We start from the raw sequence: 16,501 nt of genomic DNA, 5'->3' as shown, positions 1-16,501 counted from the left end.
CTTTTAGGCTATCTTGCGAGGGTGAGTAAAGAACCTAAAAAAGCGCCAAAGGAAAAAATTATTCTTGGGATCGATCCAGGTACCAATATTATGGGATATGGGCTCATTCACACGACAGGTAAGGCCTATGAAATAATCCAATATGGTGTAATTCAGCTCAAAAAATACGAGACCCATGAGCTGAAATTGAAGAAGATTTTTGAACGAGTATCCGGAATCATTGAGGAGTTTGTCCCGGACTCCGTGGCATTAGAAGCACCATTTTATGGCGCAAATGTCCAATCCATGCTAAAACTCGGTCGTGCTCAGGGGGTGGCCATGGCTGCCGCACTTTCCAGAGAAATCCCAATTACTGAGTATTCTCCCAAAAAAGTAAAGCAATCCGTCACTGGAAATGGAAATGCATCCAAAGAGCAAGTGGCGGCTATGCTGCAAACCCTCTTTAATCTCAAAGAATTACCCAAACAATTAGACGCTACGGATGCCTTGGCCGTCGCACTGTGCCATCACTTCCATGAGGGACGAGTACAGTCCAGAGGAAGAAGCAAGGGCTGGAAATCATTTATTGAGGAAAACCCTGAACGGGTAAAAAAATAGCGGACATTGCCCGCTAAAATGATCAATAAAAATCGTAGCCTACCGATAATTTAAAGACTCTAGACTTAACATCTGTATCAAAATAATTGAGACTAGTCAAGCCAAAATCATAACTCACTTGTGCATTAATACCTAAGGGCAGATTGACACCTAAACCCACCACACCAGCAATATCATAGCCTCGAATTATATCTGTACTAGTCACCGTATCAGTCCCATCTGAATATTTTCTCGAAATTAATACAGAGCCCTGCGGACCAGCAAAAACATTCAGCCTTGGCAAAAAATTCAATCTAAAAAGCAAAGGAACATCAACATAGCTCAAGGACTCATCTATTTTAGCACCTGTTTGCCCATTATTGGTTTCATATCCTTTTTGGGAAAATTGAATTCCAGGCTCCACTGAAAAAAAATCAGCATCAGCTCGATAATAGGCTCCTATATGAAAACCAGACTTATTTCTATAATTCGTTTGTTCGAAATTACCGGAACTATAACCTGCTCTAACACCAAACTGAGCTTGAGCACCTTGAATAAAAAGAACTGATAGAAGCAAAAAGAAAATTTTTTTCATCTGAGGCAATTATTTAAATTGAAGATTAAATCTAGTGGAAGGTTTTTGAAATTTCGTGATTGAGGCTTTATTTTTTGTGAGAGAATGAAAAAATTTGAAGAGATCTTAGGCGCATATCCTAATGTAAGCCTAGAGGCTATTGAAGCTTTCAAAAGTAAGTTTGAATCAGCAACCTTTCAACGTGGCGACCTCCTAGAAAAAGAAGGACAAGTAGCTAATTATCTTTATTTCATTCAAGAAGGGGCCGCCAGAAGCTTTTATGTCCGAGACAAAAGGGACATCACTATTTCGTTCAGCCTTGACGGAGAATTTGTAACTTCGATGTATTCATTCGTGACTCGCAAAGGTTCTTATGAAAATATTGAATGTATTGAGAAATGTTCCTGCTTGAAGATTTCTCACGAGGATTTACAAAAATTATTTCTTAGCTATCCAGAAATTGAACATGTGTACAGGCTAATTTTAGAGCGGTATTATATCGCCTTGGAGGATCAACTCGTCTTTACTAAATTCAAATCTGCAAAAGATCGATACCTAGAGTTGATCGAAAACCGACCTAGAATCATTCAAAAAGCCTCAGTGGGACAAATCGCCTCCTATCTTGACATGAGTATCGAGACCCTCTCAAGGGTGAGAGCTAAAATTTAGTTAATTTGATTTTAGTCAATGGCTTTGATATGGCCAGTCGGTACTTTTGCAGAAGATCATATCCCCAAGCATACTAATGAAGAAATTTTGGATTATCCCAGCACTTGCAGGCCTACAATTTATGGCTTCCTGCAACTCCAGCTCTAATGAACAAACTTTCGACTCATCGAACCTTCCAAGAGCCTCAGAGGCGGAAGTCGAGCAAATCATTGAGGCATTTATCATGGCCGAGGATGGAGCAACCATAGAAATCCCAGGTGGTTTCTATGCTTTCAATACCCAGCTTATCATTGATAACAAAAGCAATATCACCATCAAAGGCCAAGGTATGGAGCAAACTGTTCTGTCTTTTAGAAATTTGAAAGCAGGTGGTGAAGGAATCAAAATCGTGGGTAATAATATCATTCTAGAAGATCTATCTGTAGAGGATGCGCCAGGAGATGGAGTAAAAGCTCAACACACCGATGGAATTACCTTCAGAAACATCAATGTGACTTGGACAAATGGTGACAAGTCCAAAAATGGAACCTATGCCATCTATCCAGTTCAATGCAAAAATGTAATGATAGATGGAGTGATTGCTTCACATTCTCGAGATGCAGGAATTTACGTGGGCCAGTCGGAAAATATCGTGGTTAAAAATTCTCTTGCCTTCGGAAATGTGGCTGGAATAGAAATCGAGAATTGTGATAACGCCGAAGTATTTGATAATGTCGCAAGAAATAACGCTGCTGGAATTTTGGTGTTTAATCTGCCTGGGCTTCCGAAATCTGATGGGAAAGGAACCAAAATTTACAACAACGAGATCATCGAAAACAATCACGAGAATTTTGCAACACCTATTGGTGAGGGACCAAATGGAAACACAGTTACTATGATCCCTCCTGGATCAGGCGTGGTCTTGCTAGCCGCAAAAGAAGTCGAAGTGTACAATAACAAAATACTGAGAAATAAAACCTCAGGCGTATCAATCGCCAGCTATCAAATCACGGGATATCCGAGCGAGGCACCAAACTGGTCTCCATACACCACAGATGTTTATCTGCATGACAATGAGTACGAGCGTACGCTGGCTTTTCCTGATTTGACCAGAGAATTGGGACAGCTCATCAGTGTGCATAATGCGCATGGCAAAGCCAAAACCCAAGACATTATCTACGACGGGATCTTCGATGAGCAGCTAGGCTCCAATATCGCCAGCAATCCAATGCGTGTTTGTATTTCAGAAGGCGACATGACCGACATGCACTTTACCCTTTTTGACCTTTCTGAAGGCGAAGACAACATCAAATCATCAAGCGATCACACCCCCTTTCAGAATTGTCAAGTACAGGTAAAAACCTCGGTGGAAAGCTTGGCTAGTATGTAATTAATTGAAGGAGCAATGAAGAAGCAGAGATGGTTTTGGGGAGCCAATACAATTTTGCTGGCGAGCATTTTGATTTTCGCCTGCGAACAAACCCCTGTAGAATCAAAAAAAGTAAGTGCCCCGCTAGCTGACGAGGTAGCAGATGGTCAATTCCCTTATAAAAGATTGTCGACCTACGGCTTTTTTAATGGAGATGTTCAAAATCTTGAGGCGGTCGAAAATGTGATATTGTACCAACCAGCCTCCTCCCTATTTACAGATTATGCATGGAAAAGTAGATTCGTCTACTTTCCGGATGGAGAAGTTGCCGAAATTCAAGATGATCAGCGAATTGATTTCCCGGAAGGAACGGTAATCATCAAGAACTTCTACTATCCCTCAGATTTCAGAAATCCTGAAAAAGGTAAGCGAATAATCGAAACTCGTTTGATGATCAATGGTGCAAAAGGCTGGGAAGCCTGGCCCTACATCTGGAATGAGGAACAAACTGACGCAGTTCTCAAGGTCGTCGGCGGAACTACTGAAGTGAGTTTTATCGACTATTCCGGTGAGGAGCAATTAATTGACTACATCGTGCCCAACAAAAATCAATGTAAGAGCTGCCATAACAAAAATGAAGTGTTGGCTCCAATTGGTGTGCAGGTGAAGCACTTAAATAATGAATTGGACTACGGCACTTCGAAGAAGAACCAGCTTGAATACTGGACTGAAAATAAGTATCTCTCTGGATTTGAAGGAGCAGAAGCCCATCCAAAAATGATCAACTACGAAACGCAATCTTTCCCGCTGGATCAAAGAGCCATGGCATATTTGGACATCAATTGCTCTCATTGCCATAGTGCAGAAGGCCCTGCAAGTACCTCAGGTTTGTTTTTGACATTTGATCAGAAAGACCCAATGAAACTCGGAATCAACAAAACTCCGGTGGCTGCTGGTAATGGAGCCGGGTCATATATGTTTGATGTCCATCCTGGGAAAGGTTCAGAGTCAATTATGACGTATCGGATGAATAGTACAGAGGTCGGAATAGCTATGCCAGAAATTGGGAGAACCTCCATCCACAAAGAAGGGGTAGAACTGATTCGCAAGTGGATTGACTCCATGCCTAGTGAATAAAAATTAAAGCATAAAAAAGGGGATCGATTGAATTCGATCCCCTTTTTTTATACTAGGCTAGTTTAAACGTTTTCGCTACTCACCACCGCTGAGAAGTACTCTCGGTTCATTCGAGCAATGTTGGTCAAACTGATTCCTTTAGGACATTCTGCCGAACAAGCTCCTGTATTGGTACACGCACCGAAACCTTCAGCATCCATCTGAGCAATCATTTTCTCAACTCGATTTTTACGCTCCACTTGTCCTTGTGGCAGCATGGCCAACTGAGAGACTTTTGCAGATGTGAAGAGCATAGCGGACGCATTTTTACAAGCAGCTACACATGCACCACATCCGATACAAGTCGCAGCATCAAATGCTTCGTCTGCCACCACTTTCGGGATTGGAATTTCATTGGCATCGGGTACTCCGCCTGTATTTACAGATACATATCCACCTGCTTGAATAATTCGATCAAAAGCAGAACGATCTACCACCAAATCTTTGACTACAGGGAAGGCCTTAGCTCTCCAAGGTTCAATTGTGATGGTGTCTCCATCTGAGAAAGATCGCATGTGCAACTGACAGGTAGTAGTCTGCTGCGGACCATGTGGTTTTCCGTTGATATATAAGGAGCACATACCGCAGATTCCCTCTCTACAATCATGATCGAAGTGAACAGGATCTTCACCCTTTTCAGATAACTCTTCGTTCATCACGTCCATCATTTCTAGGAAGGACATATCTTTAGAAATACCGTCTACTGGATAGCTTACAAAACCACCCTTATCGGATGCGTTTTTCTGTCTCCAAACTTTTAATGTTAATTTCATAATCTGTGATTTTTCAAGCTTTTATTTGTACGAGCGCTGGGTCAACTTCACATTTTCAAATACCAAAGGCTCTTTCTCAAGCGCTTCTTCTTCACCCTCTCCCATGTATTTCCAAGCTGCTACGTAAGCAAAATTCTCATCGTCTCTCAAAGCCTCTCCTTCTGGTGTTTGATATTCCTCTCGGAAGTGACCTCCACAAGACTCTTCTCTATTGAGTGCATCATCTACCATTAGCTCACCGAGTTCAATGAAATCGGCCACACGATTAGCTTTTTCAAGAGATTGATTCAATTCTTCGTTCGATCCCACGACTTTCACATTCTCCCAAAACTCTTTCTTTAGAGCTTTAATTTCAGCTTTCGCCTTTCTGAGTCCTTCGCCTGTACGAGCCATTCCACACTCATTCCACATGATCTTACCTAGTCTCTTGTGGAAATGATCTACTGTCTTGCTACCATTGATACTCAAGAGCTTTTGAATTCGCTCCTTCACTTCTTTGGTAACCTTAGCAAATTCAGGATGATTTTCATCAACTGGCGCAGGACCGATTTTCGCAAGATAGTCTCCCAAAGTATATGGAATTACGAAGTAACCATCTGCTAGCCCTTGCATCAAAGCTGAGGCTCCGAGTCTATTCGCTCCATGGTCGGAGAAGTTAGCTTCTCCAAGAGCGTAAAGTCCGGGAACAGTCGTCATTAAGTTATAATCTACCCAAAGTCCACCCATGGTATAGTGAACCGCCGGATAAATCATCATCGGAGTTTTGTAAGGATTTTCTCCGGTGATTTGGGCATACATGTCGAAAAGGTTACCATATCGAGCTCTGATGGTATCTTCAGAATCTCTGTTGATGGCGTCTCTAAAGTCCAAGAATACAGCCTCACCAGTTTCGTTCACTCCTCTGCCTTCATCACAAACGTATTTCGCATTTCTGGATGCAACGTCTCTTGGTACCAAGTTTCCAAAAGATGGATACTTTCTCTCCAAGTAATAATCTCTTTCCTCCTCTGGGATGTCATTGGCTTTGATTTGACCCTTTCTGAGTTTCTCAGCCATCTCCACAGTTCGTGGTACCCATACACGCCCATCATTTCTCAAAGACTCAGACATCAAAGTCAACTTGGACTGATGATCTCCTGACACCGGGATACAAGTCGGGTGAATCTGTGTGTAACATGGATTTGCAAAAAAAGCTCCTCGCTTATGAGCTCTCCATGCTGCCGTCACGTTTGATCCCATCGCATTGGTAGAAAGGAAGAACACGTTTCCATATCCACCAGTACAAAGCAATACCGCATGGGCTGCATGAGTTTCAATAGCTCCGGTGATTAGATTTCGAGTGACAATACCTTTGGCTTCGCCATCGATCTTCACAAGATCCATCATCTCAGTACGTGGATAAAGCTTCACTTTACCATTAGCCACTTGTCTACTCAATGCTGAGTAGGCACCCAGAAGCAATTGCTGTCCTGTTTGGCCACGAGCATAGAAAGTCCGAGAAACTTGCGCACCACCAAAGGAACGATTGGCCAAAAGCCCTCCGTACTCTCTAGCAAAAGGAACACCTTGGGCCACACACTGGTCAATTATATTTACAGATACTTCTGCAAGTCGGTACACATTGGCCTCCCTGGCGCGATAATCCCCTCCTTTTACAGTATCGTAGAAGAGTCTAAAAACAGAATCTCCGTCGTTTTGATAGTTTTTGGCAGCATTAATTCCACCTTGAGCCGCAATCGAGTGCGCCCTTCTTGGACTATCTTGAAAACAAAAAGCCTTCACATTGTACCCAAGTTCAGCAAGAGATGCCGCAGCTGAAGCTCCAGCTAAACCTGTCCCCACCACGATAACCTCGTACTTCCTCTTGTTTGCTGGATTCACCAGCTTGCTACTGAATTTGTGCTTGGTCCACTTTTCCTCAATCGAACCAGCGGGTATTTTTGAATCTAGAATCATATTGACTATTGATTAGCTCTGATAAGTGAAATAGATATAAATCGGCATGCTGGCGAATAGTAGAGGTACAACAACACTATACAACTTACCCAACGTCTCTATTGCCGGAGAATATTTTTTGTGATTTAATCCTAGGGTCTGAAATGCGCTAGCAAACCCGTGCGACAAATGGAAGCCTAAGAAGCCCATCGCCACTACGTACCCAAGAACCATCAGTTCATTTTGAAATGCAAAGGTGACAATGCTGAACAGATCTTTGAATTGCTCCCCTTCGTAAGTCACAAAAGGAACGTCGCCCCAATGCATCTGATACCAAAAGGACTGCATATGTACCACCAAGAAAATAAGGATGATAGTTCCTAAAACCCCCATATTTCGAGAGGCAACGGAACTACTGGCACCCTCTTTGGAAAGCGCATAACCTACAGGTCTGGCTGCCTTATTTTGACGAGAAAGCCAGATCGAGTAAATCACGTGGCCAATCACCGAAATGTAAGTGAGGTACGACAGCAACTTCACTGCAGGATTGGTAGTCATGAATTTGGCATAGATATTAAATGCCTCACCTCCATCTCCTTTAAATAGGAGCAAATTACCGGAAACATGTCCGGTCAAAAACAGGATCAAAAACAGACCAGTTAAGGCCATAATTAGTTTTCTTCCTAGTGTACTACTCAAGGTTTTAGTAACCCAGCTCATAAATTATAAGATTAAATGAGAACGATAAATTCAATAATTTGTAGTCAAATTTACGTTGGCATTGACTAGCAAACAATTTGAAGTTTGGTCTCTTTGTTATTTTAAAAGGTTCTAAATAATTTCTTGTCTTTCGTGCTTAATTCACATCTTGTCAACCTTCTGTTGAATTTTATTGTTTGACATTATGGGGATTTTGCGCTTACTTTCCTTATTAGTCATGTGCTGAACAAAATTTGACCCGCTGTTTACTTAACTATTTATTTGGCATTCCGTTTCTAAACCAAACATCAATCAAGAATGAGTACTCTTCTGAAATATTCCTGGGGATTTTTTTTAATTCTTTTTCTAGCAGGGATTTCAAACGCATATGCTACCCACATTAGAGCAGGTGAAATTATTGCTGAACGAATCTCAGTTCAGGCCCTGACCTATAGAATTACTGTGGTTGGTTATACGGACACAAGATCTAGTGTAGTATTTGGCCCAGGTACGATCAACTTTGGAGACGGAAGAGAAGAGCAACTCAACACAGAAAGCGATTTCTCACTCGTAGAACCTCTCGGGAATCAAATCGAAAAAAACACTTTTGTAATTACCCATACTTTCCAAGGTCCAGGCACCTACACCATCCGCTTTCAGGAATTCAATAGAAATGATCGGACTCTGAATATGGATAATTCGGTGGACACTCCCTTCTATGTAGAGACTCAAATTACGATTGATCCTTTCATTGGTGTAAATAATTCGCCTGTGTTAACCATTCCACCGGTGGATAATGGAGCGGTTAATGTACGATACATTCATAATCCAGGAGCTTTTGATCCAGATGGAGATAGCCTCGCCTATGAAATGGACATACCTAAGCAGGCTTTCCAAAGACCAGTAAATAATTATAGAAGTCCTGCAACTTCAGAATTCAGCTTCAACCGAGAGGATGGAAGTACTCCACCTTTCTTGACGCTGGATCCTATTTTTGGCGATCTCGTTTGGGACGCTCCTGGTACCGTGGGGCAGTTTAACGTGGCCTTCCGAATAAAGGAATATAGAAAGCTCGATGGGAAATGGGAGCAAATCGGCTATGTAGTCCGGGATATGCAGATCATTATCGAGAACTCCAATAATCGAAGACCTGAATTGATTTTACCACCAGACCTATGTGTGGAAGCCGGTACACTGATTGAAGAAATTATCCAAGGTTCGGATCCAGATGGAGACCCGGTGAAAATTGAAGTCTTCGGCGAACCTATCGAAATCACCACCTCACCGGCCACCTATTTTCCAGAAAGTGAATTTCAGGCTTCTCCTACTGTAGTTAATTTCGAGTGGCAGACGGTTTGTAATCACGTCCGAGCCAGAGAATACGACGTACGAGTGCGGATCACAGATCAGCCACGTTCAGGACCTGCACTAGTAGATGTCAAAACCTGGAGAATCAAGGTCATCGGTCCGCCTCCAGTCTTTGATCAGCTCGAGCAGCAAACGGGTCGAAAAGTAGAAGTAAGCTGGGATCCATACGTCTGTGCCAATTCGGCAAGCGAAATGCAGATTTGGAGAAGAATCAATTCGGATCCCTACGAACCAGACAGTTGCGAAACTGGAATACGAGCAGGATACGAACTTGTCGGCACCACTGACATGGAAACATTCTCCTTTGAAGATCTCAATGGAGGGACTGGCTTAGCGCCAGGAAACACTTATTGCTACAGACTCGTAGCAGGTTTCCCTGAGCCAAGAGCAGGAGAAAGTGTAGTTTCCGATGAGATTTGTATCACGATTGATGTTGACGTGCCGATTATCACCAATGTCAGCATTGAAAATACTGATACGGAACAGGGAGAAATTTTTATCAAGTGGACTCCTCCCTATGATATCGACCAAACCCAATTTCCCGGTCCTTATCAATATGAACTTCTGAGAAATGATGGTTTTTCCGGAACGGAAGGAAGAACCTCATTGATCATAACTTCGGATACTGTTTTCACAGACACGGGCATCAACACTGAAGATCTGGTTCATAATTACCGTGTCATTTTGTACGATGGAGACACCAAAGTTGACACCTCTTCTTCCGCATCATCCGTTCGTCTCGAGCCCACCATTATCAATGAAGCTATCGAGCTGAATTGGACCTTTGATGTGCCATGGAATAATTCGATCAGCCAATTCGAACATGAAGTATACCGAAATCGCACGGATGCAAACGCTGCAGATGAAGACAATTTCGTCAAAATTGCAGATGTTAATGTGACGCAAAATGGCTTCACCTTCCTTGACGATGGTACCTTTAATGGAATTCCATTGGAGCGAGAAGTTGAATACTGCTATTATGTAATCACCAAGGGTGCATACAATGTCGATGGGCTTGATTATCCTCTTGAAAATAAATCGCAAATCATCTGTGCGAAGCCGGATGACGATAGATTGCCTTGTCCACCAGTATTGGTTTTTGAAGGCCCTACTTGCGAAGCATATCTTTCAGAGCAACCTTGTAACGTGAACATCTACGAGCATGACCTGAGCTGGACTCCGGATGTATCTGGTGTCTGCGACGATGAGCTGAGCGCGTTTAGACTATATTATACCAATGAAGGTGAGAATAGTGAATTTGAGATGATCCGCGAATTCAGTGCTATTGAGTTTGAGGCTACCATTAATAATCTACCCACCTACAGAGGTTGCTATTACATCACTGCGGTGGATCGATCTGGTAATGAAAGTGAACCAAGTAATGTGGTTTGTGTAGAGAATTGTCCTGCCTATAATTTGCCCAATGCATTCACTCCAAATGGTGATAGCGTCAATGACACTTTCCAGGCTTTCGACAACCCATTCTCTCAATGTCCAAGATTTGTAACAGCTGTTGAAATCTTTATCGTCAACCGTTGGGGTGTGGAAGTATTTTCCTACAACAGCCTAGAATCTGCTGAAAATGACATTTATATTCGCTGGGATGGGAAGGACAAAAACGGAAATGATTTGCCCGCAGGGACATACTTCTACTCTGGAACGGTTCGATTTGACGTGCTCGATGAGACTAAAAGGGAGCAAAGTTTAAAAGGTACTATCCAAGTTTTACGATGACACAAAAACCCTCCATCATTCTCTTTGATGGAGTTTGCAACCTTTGTAATTCTTCCATCGACTTCATTATCAAAAGAGACCACAAGGACAAGTTTTTGGTTGGTCCTTTGCAGGAAAATGAAGGTAAAAAGCTGATGACCTTATTCGACGTAGACCCCAAATATCTAGACTCTTTGGTTTTGGTCCAAAATGATCAAGTGTATTACAAAAGTACCGCAGCCTTACGCATAGCCAAAGATCTCTCAGGACTTTGGCCGGTATTTTACCCCCTCATTTATTTCCCGAAAGGATTGAGAGACTCGGTGTATGATTGGATTGCCAGAAACCGATACAAATGGTTTGGAAAAAAAAATACATGCAGACTTCCCAGCCCAAAGGAAGCTTCTAAATTTCTTTCACCCGAAAACTACCCCTATTAGGTGCTTTGGATGATCATCCAGTAAATCGGAAAGCCTAGCGTGATGTTGAATGGAAAAGTAATGGCCAAAGCCATAGGAATATAAAGCCCTTCATCGGCCTCGGGATTGGCCAATTTCATAGCGGCTGGTACGGCGATATAAGAGGCACTAGCTGCCAGGATTGAAAATATAAAACGATCTCCAAATTCAGGGGCAATCCAAGCGCTTACCAAAGCTACGACGCAGCCATTGATCAATGGAATCAAAATAGCAAAGAAGAATGCAAAGCTTCCATACTTGAAAAAAGTCTTGAGCTTTCTTCCCGAACTGATCCCCATATCCAAAAGGAATACAGCCAGAAAGCCTTTGAAAATATCAGTAACAAAAGGCTTAATCCCCTCCGCTTGTTTTTCATCTGCTATCAAGCCGATCAACAAACTACCGAGAATCAAAAGAACGCTGCCATTGGTAAAGGCATGAACAATAATACTTTTCAGACTTCCTTCGGATTTTCTCTCACTGTATTTGTCCAAAAGGATCACGCCTGAAATAATCGCCGGTGCCTCCATCAAGGCCATCACAGCGACCATATGCCCTCCGAAGGTTACGCCTTGAAGCTCGAGGTAGGAAACCGCCGTCACAAAAGTTACTGCTGATATGGATCCATAAGCCGCCGCAATCGCAGCCGAATCAGCTGTCCCAAGCTTTCGCTTTAGGATGTAAAAAGTATAAAAAGGAACAGCTGCGGATAGAAACACACCAAAAAGTAAGGCCCAAAGTATGGTCAGGTCAAAACTCGAGTGTGACAACTCTTGCCCGCCTTTAAATCCAATGGAAAGCATCAGATAGAGCGCGATGAATTTTGAACTTGAACTTGGAATCTGAAGATCGCTTTTCAACTTCACTGCCAATACTCCAAGCACGAAGAATAAAAGACTGGGATTACCCAGGTTATTGATCAGTAATTGAAAATCCATGGGGCAAATATTCTTCGATAATCACGAATAAAAAAATTTTAAACATAACAATTCTTTATCCGTAAGGATTTTTATATATAATTTCCTTATGAATATATCCATCCAACACCTCCGAGCACTGCAGTTGGTGGCTGAATACAACAGCATCACCAAAGCAGCAAAATCCATTGGAATGACTCAGCCGGCCATTTCGATTCAGCTCAAAAATCTTCAGGAGCTTTTTGACGTGCCCTTGACAGAGGTGGTGGGGAAGAAAATCTATGTTACCGAATTCGGTCAGGAATTAGTAGAAACCGCCGAACGAATCTTTGCAGAACTCGAACAGATCGAGCAAAGAATGCAGGAAATGAAAGGGCTTTTGGCAGGTAAAATCCGTATTTCTGCGGTGTCCACAGGAAAGTATATTGTCCCCTATTTGATGTCTGATTTTATGAAACTCCACCCACAGGTGGAAATCAGTCTAGAAGTATCCAATCGCCGAACTGTTTTGGCGCACCTTCAGGAAAACGCCACCGATCTTGCACTAGTCTCAGTGATGCCTGAGGAGTTTGATCTGGAAAAAGTAACCTTGGCTACAAATAAATGGCAACTCGCCACCTCGCCTGAAAATGCCGCTTATTACGAAAGTCAAATCAAAAATGGTCATTGGGACAAGGTGCCTTTTGTGCTAAGAGAAGCAGGATCTGGCACCCGAGTCATGATGGAGAAATTTTTTAAATCCAGAAATATTTCGGTAAAAAGTAAAATGGAATTTGCAACCAACGAAGCGGTGAAGCAGGCAATTATGGCGGGGTTGGGCGCATCAATTTTATCCAACTTCTCCATGCATCAGGAAATAGAAGATGGAAGAATTGTTGTTTTGAAATACCCTGGATTACCGATTTTAGGCAATTGGGATTTGGTTTGGTTAAAGCAAAAGAAACACTCTCCGGCTGTATTAGCCTTTATCCGCTGGATCGCTGAAAACAAAGAAAGATTGTTTGCAAAGCACTTCCCCGAAAAAGAGTAGCGTTTTCTCCAAAGGAGGGAAAAAACTATATTTGGCCTCTCAAAAGATAAATCCAAATGAAGGCAATTGTTTTTCCGGGCCAAGGAGCCCAATTCCCTGGAATGGGAAAAGACCTGTACGAGCAAAACCCAAAAGCAAAAGAACTCTTTGAAAAAGCGAATGAGGTGCTTGGGTTTCGAATTACGGACATCATGTTTGACGGCACAGCCGAAGAACTGAAGGAAACCAAAGTTACCCAACCAGCTATCTTTTTACATTCAGTAATTCTTGCACTCACTTCTGAAAATTTCAAGCCAGACATGGTGGCTGGTCATTCTTTGGGAGAGTTTTCCGGCTTAGTAGCCAATGGAGTTTTGACTTTTGAAGATGGTCTACGACTGGTATCCCAAAGAGCACTTGCGATGCAAGAAGCCTGCGAAATCAATCCTTCAACCATGGCCGCTATCCTTGGCCTGGCGGATGAAAAAGTAGAAGAAATTTGCGAATCCATCTCTGAGGAAGTGGTGGTGCCAGCAAATTATAATTGTCCAGGTCAATTGGTGATTTCAGGCTCGAATGCAGGAATAGAAATCGCTTGTGAAAAAATGAAGGAGGCTGGCGCCAAAAGAGCTTTACCATTACCTGTGGGTGGAGCATTTCATTCTCCCCTGATGGAGCCAGCTCGACAGAAGCTTCAGGACGCAATCCTTGCCACACCATTTTCCCAACCTTCCTGTCCAGTTTATCAGAATGTAAGCACCACTGCAGTCACTGATGTGGAAGAAATAAAAAACAACCTCATCGCCCAGCTCACTGCCCCTGTAAAATGGACTCAATCCGTTCAAAATATGGTAGCGGATGGAGCAACAGAATTTGTGGAATGTGGACCTGGAAAAGTCTTGCAAGGTCTGGTCAAGAAGATCAGCCCAGAAGCGGCAACTTCAAGTATTTAAAGGTTTTCGGGTTTGGGAGCATACTTCCAAACCCTTCCTTTATCCTCGCATTTAGAAAGCATCTCAAGATGGGTAAGCCCATTTGGATGCAATTTATCCGGAAGTAGTTCAACCAAAGGCATCAAGGTAAATCTACGCTCGGCAATGAATGGATGCGGAATTTTCAACTCATCTGTTTGAATAATTTCTTCGCCGAAATACAGAATATCTATGTCCATGGTCCGGTCACCCCAGTGATCGCTTCGCTTTCTACCGAGCTTGGACTCTACAGATTGATTGTATTGAAGCAATTCTAGAGCGGACAGCGTTGTGGAAACAAGTAAGACCTGATTCAAAAAGTCACCTTTCGCCACATGACCCCAAGCCTCACTTTCATAAATCGAGGACTCTGCGAGCAGGGTCATCTTTTTGGAAAGCTCCGTTTTGGCGGAATTGATTAGGAATTCTCTATCTCCCTTATTTCCTCCTATTAAAAGAACCGCCTCCTTAAACAATTGATGTGTGGAATTCATTTTGTATTCGAGGTTCAAATTAAGTTAATTTGCCTTCCATTTAATCAAAGACTATGAAATTTCTAGGTAATGTACTGGCCGTAATTGTGGGTCTATTTGCATTTAGTATTCTTTCTATTCTCATTTCATTTGCCATACTCGGAGCGCTAGTGGCCTCTGGAGACAAAGAAGTGACCGTCAAAGAAAATACAGTTCTGCACATTAATCTAAACGGTCGGACGATCGTGGAGCGGACTAATGATGATGACCTCAGTCTGGGTGGATTTGGCAGCGTATTTAGCACTCCGATGACAGCCGGAATGGTGAATTTGAAAAAAGCCATCAATGCCGCTGCTGATGATGAAAATATCAAAGGAATCTATCTAAACGTCGGCTTCGTTTTTGCCGGTCAGGCCAATTTACTCGAACTTCGAAATACACTTTTAGACTTCAAAGAGTCCGGGAAGTTTATCCTTGCCTATGATGAGGCATACTCTGAAGGTGGCTATTATCTCGCTTCTGTAGCGGATGAATTATACATCAATCCACTGGGTGGGATGGATTTCAATGGCTTCGCTTCTGAAACCATCTTCATGAAAGGTTTCTTCGAAAAAGTCGGAATCAAACCAGAAATCTTTAGAGTCGGGGATTTCAAAAGTGCCGTTGAGCCATTTATCCTGGATAAAATGAGCCCTGAAAATAGGCTCCAAACCACTTCCTTCCTGAATGAAATCAATTCTCAGGCTCTTGCTGGAATAGCAGAAAGCCGGGGAATTCCTTTGGATAGCCTGACCCGAATCAATAATGAGATGCTCGTCCGCAATCCAAAGGATGCAGTAAATTATGGATTGATGACCAGTTTGGCTTATGAAGACGAGGTGGATGCGAAGCTTAGAGAAAAATTGGGACTCGATGAGGATGCCAAAATCTCAACCATCAAAGTCACCGAATACAATAAAACTGTTTCTACCAAAAATCTATCCGCAAAGAATCGAATCGCTGTAATCCTAGCTGAAGGACAAATCGTAAGCGGCAACGCTGAAGGGATGATCAGTTCAGACAAGTTTGCTGCTGAAATCCGAAAGGCGAGAAAAAACGATGATATCAAAGCTATTGTGCTTCGGGTGAATTCCCCCGGGGGATCCGTGCTTGCCTCAGAAGTAATCTGGAGAGAAATGATGGAAGCCAAAAAAGCCAAACCCCTCATCGTTTCCATGGGCGAGGTAGCTGCATCTGGTGGATATTACATCGCAGCTCCTGCAGATACTATCGTGGCACAGCCAAATACAATCACCGGATCCATCGGTATTTTCGGATTATTTTTCACAGTAGAGGAATTGATCAATGACAAGCTGGGAATCACCACTGATGTGGTGGAGACAGGTGAGCTATCTGACTTTATGAATCCTGGAAGAGCCCTAACAGAAGTGGAGCGATCTATTGTACAGGCAAGCATAGAGGAGGGGTATGAAACTTTTATCTCACGCGTGGCAGAAGGAAGAAATATGACTCCTGAACAAGTGAAGGAAGTGGCCTCCGGCCGGGTATGGACTGGAACACAAGCCAAAGAGCGCGGACTAGTGGATGTGCTCGGTGGACTTGAAGATGCCGTCGCTATTGCTGCTGCTAAAGTAGATGCCGGTGATGACTATCGCGTGATCTATTACCCAGCTCAGAAGCCATGGTTTGAGATGCTGATGAGTGACTTGGAAAACAATGTAAGTACTCGAATCATCAAGTCTCAACTGGGTGATGCCTATCCCTACTTTAAGCAAACGCAAGACCTGGAGTATCTGCAGGGTATTCAAGCTCGAATGCCTCAGGAGATCATTATCAAATAAA

15 protein-coding genes are annotated in these 16,501 nt (G+C 42.8%); 9 read left to right on the top strand and 6 right to left on the bottom strand.

Annotated features, from left to right (window positions below; translation table 11 throughout):
- Nucleotides 1-21 precede the first annotated feature (21 nt).
- Nucleotides 22-597 carry a crossover junction endodeoxyribonuclease RuvC gene (gene ruvC / locus ACFOSV_RS08765; RefSeq protein ID WP_377905511.1) on the top strand — a complete coding sequence of 192 codons (576 nt, stop codon included), beginning with the start codon at nucleotides 22-24 and terminating at the stop codon, nucleotides 595-597.
- A 22-nt stretch (nucleotides 598-619) separates the two neighbouring features.
- On the opposite strand, the gene ACFOSV_RS08760 is transcribed toward ruvC, so the two are convergent.
- Entirely contained in the window at nucleotides 620-1,171 is a 552-nt protein-coding gene (locus ACFOSV_RS08760) for a porin family protein (protein ID WP_377905509.1), read from the bottom strand.
- An 84-nt stretch (nucleotides 1,172-1,255) separates the two neighbouring features.
- Here ACFOSV_RS08760 and ACFOSV_RS08755 point away from each other — a divergent pair, with 84 nt between their 5' ends.
- From ACFOSV_RS08755 to ACFOSV_RS08745, 3 genes are all read left to right on the top strand, one after another.
- On the top strand, nucleotides 1,256-1,819 hold the full coding sequence (locus tag ACFOSV_RS08755; RefSeq protein ID WP_377905507.1) for a Crp/Fnr family transcriptional regulator: 564 nt from the start codon (nucleotides 1,256-1,258) through the stop codon (nucleotides 1,817-1,819).
- A 76-nt stretch (nucleotides 1,820-1,895) separates the two neighbouring features.
- Nucleotides 1,896-3,188 (top strand): parallel beta-helix domain-containing protein, encoded by a 1,293-nt coding sequence (locus ACFOSV_RS08750; RefSeq protein WP_377905505.1) that lies wholly within the window; start codon nucleotides 1,896-1,898, stop codon nucleotides 3,186-3,188.
- 15 nt (nucleotides 3,189-3,203) lie between these two features.
- Nucleotides 3,204-4,304, top strand: coding sequence for an SO2930 family diheme c-type cytochrome (locus ACFOSV_RS08745; protein WP_377905503.1), 1,101 nt, complete (start codon nucleotides 3,204-3,206; stop codon nucleotides 4,302-4,304).
- 62 nt (nucleotides 4,305-4,366) lie between these two features.
- Here ACFOSV_RS08745 and ACFOSV_RS08740 read toward each other — a convergent pair whose 3' ends face one another.
- The 3 genes from ACFOSV_RS08740 to ACFOSV_RS08730 are packed head-to-tail and all read right to left on the bottom strand — an operon-like array spanning nucleotide 4,367 to nucleotide 7,771.
- The gene (locus tag ACFOSV_RS08740) at nucleotides 4,367-5,116 is read right to left on the bottom strand and encodes a succinate dehydrogenase/fumarate reductase iron-sulfur subunit (RefSeq protein WP_377905501.1); all 750 of its coding nucleotides are present in this window, start codon (nucleotides 5,114-5,116) and stop codon (nucleotides 4,367-4,369) included.
- A gap of 21 nt (nucleotides 5,117-5,137) precedes the next feature.
- Complete coding sequence (locus tag ACFOSV_RS08735) at nucleotides 5,138-7,072, bottom strand: fumarate reductase/succinate dehydrogenase flavoprotein subunit (protein ID WP_377905499.1); 1,935 nt, start codon at nucleotides 7,070-7,072, stop codon at nucleotides 5,138-5,140.
- A 12-nt stretch (nucleotides 7,073-7,084) separates the two neighbouring features.
- The gene (locus ACFOSV_RS08730) at nucleotides 7,085-7,771 is read right to left on the bottom strand and encodes a succinate dehydrogenase cytochrome b subunit (protein WP_377905497.1); all 687 of its coding nucleotides are present in this window, start codon (nucleotides 7,769-7,771) and stop codon (nucleotides 7,085-7,087) included.
- A 297-nt stretch (nucleotides 7,772-8,068) separates the two neighbouring features.
- Between ACFOSV_RS08730 and ACFOSV_RS08725 the strand changes: the two genes are divergently transcribed.
- Together ACFOSV_RS08725 and ACFOSV_RS08720 are read left to right on the top strand one after the other, a co-directional pair.
- Nucleotides 8,069-10,852: a T9SS type B sorting domain-containing protein gene (locus tag ACFOSV_RS08725; protein WP_377905496.1), complete on the top strand. Its 2,784-nt coding sequence runs from the start codon at nucleotides 8,069-8,071 to the stop codon at nucleotides 10,850-10,852.
- Nucleotides 10,849-11,271: a thiol-disulfide oxidoreductase DCC family protein gene (locus ACFOSV_RS08720; protein ID WP_377905494.1), complete on the top strand. Its 423-nt coding sequence runs from the start codon at nucleotides 10,849-10,851 to the stop codon at nucleotides 11,269-11,271. The genes ACFOSV_RS08725 and ACFOSV_RS08720 overlap by 4 nt, the downstream gene beginning before the upstream one ends.
- On the opposite strand, the gene ACFOSV_RS08715 is transcribed toward ACFOSV_RS08720, so the two are convergent.
- Nucleotides 11,268-12,227, bottom strand: coding sequence for a sodium-dependent bicarbonate transport family permease (locus ACFOSV_RS08715; RefSeq protein WP_377905492.1), 960 nt, complete (start codon nucleotides 12,225-12,227; stop codon nucleotides 11,268-11,270). The genes ACFOSV_RS08720 and ACFOSV_RS08715 overlap by 4 nt on opposite strands.
- A gap of 88 nt (nucleotides 12,228-12,315) precedes the next feature.
- Between ACFOSV_RS08715 and ACFOSV_RS08710 the strand changes: the two genes are divergently transcribed.
- Nucleotides 12,316-13,236 carry a LysR family transcriptional regulator gene (locus ACFOSV_RS08710; protein WP_377905490.1) on the top strand — a complete coding sequence of 307 codons (921 nt, stop codon included), beginning with the start codon at nucleotides 12,316-12,318 and terminating at the stop codon, nucleotides 13,234-13,236.
- Between the two features lie 56 nt (nucleotides 13,237-13,292).
- On the top strand, nucleotides 13,293-14,168 hold the full coding sequence (fabD, locus tag ACFOSV_RS08705; protein ID WP_377905488.1) for an ACP S-malonyltransferase: 876 nt from the start codon (nucleotides 13,293-13,295) through the stop codon (nucleotides 14,166-14,168).
- Here the strand turns inward: fabD and folK are convergent.
- Complete coding sequence (gene folK, locus ACFOSV_RS08700) at nucleotides 14,165-14,680, bottom strand: 2-amino-4-hydroxy-6-hydroxymethyldihydropteridine diphosphokinase (RefSeq protein ID WP_377905486.1); 516 nt, start codon at nucleotides 14,678-14,680, stop codon at nucleotides 14,165-14,167. The two genes, fabD and folK, sit on opposite strands and share 4 nt — an antisense overlap.
- Before the next feature lie 53 nt (nucleotides 14,681-14,733).
- Between folK and sppA the strand changes: the two genes are divergently transcribed.
- Nucleotides 14,734-16,500 carry a signal peptide peptidase SppA gene (sppA, locus tag ACFOSV_RS08695; protein ID WP_377905484.1) on the top strand — a complete coding sequence of 589 codons (1,767 nt, stop codon included), beginning with the start codon at nucleotides 14,734-14,736 and terminating at the stop codon, nucleotides 16,498-16,500.
- Nucleotide 16,501: the final 1 nt, after the last annotated feature.

The organism is Algoriphagus namhaensis (assembly GCF_042649705.1).
Taxonomy (GTDB): Bacteria; Bacteroidota; Bacteroidia; order Cytophagales; family Cyclobacteriaceae; genus Algoriphagus; species Algoriphagus namhaensis.
This window is presented reverse-complemented; position numbering and strand designations above follow the sequence as displayed.